Here is a 5114-nt window from a genome sequence, read left to right as displayed (position 1 = left end):
GTCGTCGATCTCATCGTCGTCAATCATGCGGATCACGCCGATGGGATAACACTCCACCTCCACCAGAGGGTCAAGCGTTTCCGTACACAGCACCAGCACGTCAAGCGGGTCGCCGTCGTCCGCATAAGTGCGCGGAATGAATCCGTAATTTGCAGGGTAATGCGTCGATGTGTACAAAATACGGTCAAGCCGCAGCAGGCCCGTTTCCTTATCCAGCTCATACTTTTTCTTGCTGCCGGCCGGAATTTCAATCACCGCCGTGAACTTCTCGGGAGATACATAACGTGGATTGATATCGTGCCATATGTTTCTCAATGCACTCATTCCCTTCTCTTTTCTGTATCGTTAGTGTATCAGACTTTTGCAAGTTATGCAATGCAGACTTGCAGAAATTTATGATAAATTTTTTAGCGGCCGCTTCTCTCCGCCCCCTGATTCCGCCCTACGCAAAAATTTTACAGCCGCGGCCCCTGCATTGCAGGCAGAGCGCCGCAGACGCACCCGCACAGCAGTCTTTTCACCGGCAATTTACACGAATTTTACAAAAACCCCATTGTCCGTCCCGCAAAAAGCGGTATAATAGCACTATACTACGATTTGTATGCCTTCGCATACGCATTCGGCGGTCTGCCGCCGCAGAGGAGGACTTTTTATGACACAGGCGGTCTGGGAACAGGGGTATACGCAAAACCGCGAACTCTCCTGGCTGCAATTCAACGCCCGTGTGCTGGCCGAAGCGGAAGACGATGCGGTGCCGCTTTTGGAGCGGCTTAAATTTCTTTCCATATTCACCAGCAATCTGGACGAATTTTTCATGATCCGCGTGGGCAGCCTGTGCGATATGGCCGCAGTAGACCCTGCACATATTGACAACAAATCCGGCATGACCGCCAAAGAGCAGCTCCGCCGGATTTACGCAGCGGTGGAACCGCTGTATGTGCGGCGGGATACCGCTTTTTTTGACGTTGAGCAGCGGCTGCGCGCCGAGGGCCTGTGCCGGCTTGCCATTGCCGACCTGACGCCCGGCGAACAGAAATACATCAGGCAATATTTCAAAAATATCATCGCGCCCGTGCTGTCGCCGCAAATTGTGGACGCGCATCACCCATTTCCGCACCTGGAGGGCAAGGTGCTGCACATCGCCGCGCTGCTTGGCCATAAAAAGAACGAGCTGCTCGGTCTGCTGCCCGTTCCGGGGTCGCTGCCCGCGCTGGTATTCCTGCCGGAAGGCAAGGGCCGCTATGTACCGATTGAGACCATCTTATACGAATACGCCGACCATGTTTTTTCCATGTATGATGTGCTGGAAAAAACCGTCTTCTGCATCACCCGCAACGCCGATATCAATCCGGACGACGAGACCTTCGGCGCGGACGAGGAAGACTTCCGCCGCCGCATGGAAAAACTGCTGCGCCGCCGCCGCAGAATGGCCGTTGTGCGCGTGGAGCTGAACCGCCCGATCAGCGACCATTTTGCCGGATATTTCCGCACCCGCTTCGACGTGACAAACCACCAGATTTTCCTGTCGCGCGTTTCGCCGCTCAAGCTGCCATACGCTTTCAGTCTGGGCGAACGTCTGCCCGAAAAACAGCGCGCGGCCTTATCCGATCCCCCGTTCACGCCGCAGCAGCCGGCTATGCTGCCCGCCGGGCAGAGTCTGCTCAAAACCGCGCTGCGGCACGATGTGCTGCTGTCCTACCCCTATGAGAGCATGGAGCCCTTTTTGCAGATGATCCGCGAGGCGGCGAACGACCCCGCCGTGCTGTCCATCCGCATTACCATTTACCGGCTGGCAAGCAAAGCCAAGCTGGTGGAATACCTGTGCGCCGCCGCCGAAAACGGCAAGGATGTGATGGTGCTCATCGAACTGCGCGCCCGCTTTGACGAGCAGAACAATATCGATTGGTCCGAGCGGCTGGAGGAAGCCGGCTGCAAAATTATTTACGGCTTTGAGGAATACAAGGTACACTCCAAAATCTGTCTGATCACCCGTCGGGACCGCGGCGGCGTGCGTCACATCACGCAGGTCGGCACAGGCAACTACAACGAAAAAACCGCCGCCCAATATACCGATGTTTCCCTCATCACCGCAGACGAGAGCATCGGCGCTGACGCGGGCGCCTTTTTCACCAATATGGCGCTCGGCAATCTGGAGGGGCAGTATGAGCGGCTGCTGGTTGCGCCCAACACCTTCAAGCAGCGGGTGCTGGCGCTGATGGATGAGCAGATCGCCCTGGGAAGCGACGGCTATATTCTGCTCAAATTCAATTCGCTGACCGATATTGACGTGATCGAAAAGCTCCGGCAGGCCTCCTGCGCCGGCGTCAAAGTGGAAATGATCGTGCGCGGCATCTGCTGCCTCAAGCCCGGCGTTGCCGGCCACACGGAAAACATCAGCGTTACCAGCATCGTCGGGCGGTTTCTGGAGCATTCCCGCATTTTTGTATTCGGCCGCGGCAGCAGCGAGCGGATGTATATCTCCTCCGCCGACCTGATGACCCGCAACACGGAACGTCGGGTCGAGATCGCCTGCCCCATCGACTCCCCCGAGGTGCGCGCCCGCCTGCATGATATCCTGTATGCCATGCAGCGGGATACCGTAAAAGCCCGTGTGCTCCAGCCGGACGGCAGCTACCGGAAAAAGCCGGCCGAACCCGAGCCTGTCTGCGCACAGGAACTGCTGATGCGCCAGGCCGTCCAGCTGTCCGCACAGCAGCCCGCCGCGCCCGCGCCCGCACAGGGTGGCCTGCGCGGTATGCTGCACAGGCTGTTCCGGCAAACCGAACCGTAAAACGGCAGCCCGTTCGCTCCTCATGCGAACGGGCTGCTTTGTCAGTCTTTGAAATCAGCGGGAGAACACCCGGGGCAGCTATTTGCTCCCACATTTAGTCCCGCAACTGGGCTTAAAAAAACCGTAAAAAACGGTCAAAGCGAGACCGCATAGTAATTTAAGCGAGACCGCAAAAAGGTCATAAAAATAAGAAAAATCACCAGATTACCGCAAATAAACGGCATATCTGGTGCTTATTTCTGGAGCTGCTGACCGGATTTGAACCGGTGACCTCATCCTTACCAAGGATGCACTCTACCTACTGAGCTACAGCAGCAAAATGGCAGGGGCAGTAGGGATCGAACCCACGGCACTCGGTTTTGGAGACCGATGCTCTACCAGCTGAGCTATACCCCTGTATGGCTCCTCAAGTTGGACTCGAACCAACGACCCTGCGGTTAACAGCCGCATGCTCTACCGACTGAGCTATTGAGGAATATCAAATCAGATGCTGGTAATTTTGTGCAAACCGTTTTTTCTTGATGCCGCTGCGCGGCATGCATGCTCACCCTCGTCCCAAGCGCCGCCTGCGGCGGTTGTCCTCGGGACGCACACTGCGGTGTGTGTACCGACTGAGCTATTGAGGAATATCAAATCAGATGCTGGTACCTCTTTTGCAGTTTGCCTAAATATTATAGCGCGTAAAGCGCGGCGTTGTCAAGAGGAAAACAAAAGAAAAACCGGAAAACCTGTGCAGACAGGCAAAAAGGGAGCGCGGCTGCACCGCGCTCCCGCTTTTATGCTTTTGTCTGCATCCGTTCTGTTACTCCGCCAGCTTGAAGATGGAAACAATCGCCTGCTCATCCAGCGGCACATAGCTCTTGACCGGCCCGCGGACCGTCTTGACCGCATTGTTCGCCAGCGTTTCGTAATCCTCCGGCTTGAGACCAAGCTGTTCCATGCGCACCGGCATGCCGATTTCCGCAAAGAAGCGCTTCATCGTCAGGATGCCTTCGCGTGCGGTGCGCTCCGGATGAACAAAATCCATCTCCACGCCGAACACACGGTTCGCCAGCTGCGCAAACCGCGGAATATCATGCTCCATCACATACAGCGCCCAGGCGGGGAACAGTACGGACAGGCCCGCGCCATGCGCAATCTCATCATGGAAAGCGGAAAGCTCATGCTCCAGTTTGTGTACAGGGAAGGTGGACGCACGGCCGCAGCCCGTATAGCCGTTGTGCGATACGCTGCCCGCCCACATCAGTGTAGCGCGCGCCTCATAATCGCAGGGGTTTTCAATTGCAACGCGGCCGGCGTCGCGCACGGCAATCAGCAGGCCCTCTGCCAGACGGTCGGTAATGTCGCTGCCGTCGCCTGGCGTCAGGTAGCGCTCCAGCGTGTGCATCATGATATCAACAATACCGCAGCCCGTCTGGAACTTGGAAACCGTATAGGTGTTTTCCGGATTGAGGAAGCTGACGCACGGCCGGTTGGTCTGGCTGGTGATGCCGCGCTTTTCCATATTCTCTTCATTGGTCAGCACGCAGGAATTGCTGGTCTCCGAACCGGAAGCTGCAAGCGTCAGCACCGAAGCCACCGGCAGGGTCTTGTCCGGCGCGGTGCCGGTGGAGGCAAACTCCCACGGGTCGCGGCCCGTAGCCACGCCCATGCCAATGCCCTTGGCCGAATCCAGCACCGAACCGCCGCCCACGGCCAGAATAAAGTCAACATTTTCTTTCTCTGCCAGCGCAATGCCTTCCCGCACCAGCGACAGCTTGGGGTTGGGCGATACGCCCCCCAGCTCAATATAGGACAGGCCTGCGTCGGTCAGGCTCTGCTCCACTTTATCCAGCAGGCCGTTCCGTTTAACGCTGCCGCCGCCGAAATGCACCAGCACGCGGCTTGCGCCGAGTTCTTTCAGCTTGGGGCCGACGTTTTTCTCAATGTCACGTCCAAAAACGACTTCGGTCGTCGTGTGGAGAGTAAAATTCTGCATGATTGACAGCCTCCTGTTTTTTATAAAATACTGTACCTATTATTATAAGCGCGCCCTTGCCAAAAGTCAAAAACTTCGGTAGAATAAAAAACACATAAAACATGGGGATTCCTCCCCGCGTCTGTTCAGAGGGAGCGTTTCTGATGTATTCTTATTCCCTGCCCCAGTGGCTGCTCGTTTTTTATGCCTATTGTTTTCTGGGCTGGTGTTTTGAATCGACCGTCGTATCCGTACAGCAGCGACGTTTTGTCAACCGCGGTTTTTTGCGCGGCCCCATGCTGCCCATTTACGGCTTCGGCGCAACCATTTTGCTGCACCTCTCGCTGCCGCTGCACAACCATCCGT

The 5114-nt window shown here is 56.4% G+C and carries 4 protein-coding genes and 3 tRNA genes; 2 read left to right on the top strand and 5 right to left on the bottom strand.

What is annotated here, in order from left to right; genetic code table 11:
• A partial coding sequence (locus ACOYIE_RS09220; RefSeq protein ID WP_433412542.1) for an inorganic diphosphatase occupies positions 1-324 on the bottom strand: 324 nt, incomplete at its 3' end.
• Between the two features lie 328 nt (positions 325-652).
• On the opposite strand from ACOYIE_RS09220, the gene ppk1 reads away from it, so the two are divergent.
• Positions 653-2791, top strand: a complete 2139-nt coding sequence (gene ppk1 / locus ACOYIE_RS09215; protein WP_433412540.1) for a polyphosphate kinase 1 — start codon at positions 653-655, stop codon at positions 2789-2791.
• Between the two features lie 240 nt (positions 2792-3031).
• Here ppk1 and ACOYIE_RS09210 read toward each other — a convergent pair.
• From ACOYIE_RS09210 to ACOYIE_RS09195, 4 genes are all read right to left on the bottom strand, one after another.
• Positions 3032-3107, bottom strand: a tRNA-Thr gene (locus ACOYIE_RS09210).
• A 4-nt stretch (positions 3108-3111) separates the two neighbouring features.
• Positions 3112-3187, bottom strand: a tRNA-Trp gene (locus ACOYIE_RS09205).
• Between the two features lie 3 nt (positions 3188-3190).
• Positions 3191-3266: transfer RNA gene (locus ACOYIE_RS09200), tRNA-Asn, on the bottom strand.
• A gap of 327 nt (positions 3267-3593) precedes the next feature.
• Positions 3594-4769, bottom strand: a complete 1176-nt coding sequence (locus ACOYIE_RS09195) for an iron-containing alcohol dehydrogenase (RefSeq protein ID WP_433412539.1) — start codon at positions 4767-4769, stop codon at positions 3594-3596.
• A 143-nt stretch (positions 4770-4912) separates the two neighbouring features.
• On the opposite strand from ACOYIE_RS09195, the gene ACOYIE_RS09190 reads away from it, so the two are divergent.
• On the top strand, positions 4913-5114 hold a 202-nt coding region (locus ACOYIE_RS09190), incomplete at its 3' end, for a putative ABC transporter permease (RefSeq protein ID WP_433412537.1).

The organism is Agathobaculum sp. (assembly GCF_050946325.1).
Taxonomy (GTDB): Bacteria; Bacillota; Clostridia; order Oscillospirales; family Butyricicoccaceae; genus Agathobaculum.
Note: the sequence above shows the minus strand (reverse complement) of the source record. Positions and strands in the feature narration are given on the sequence as shown.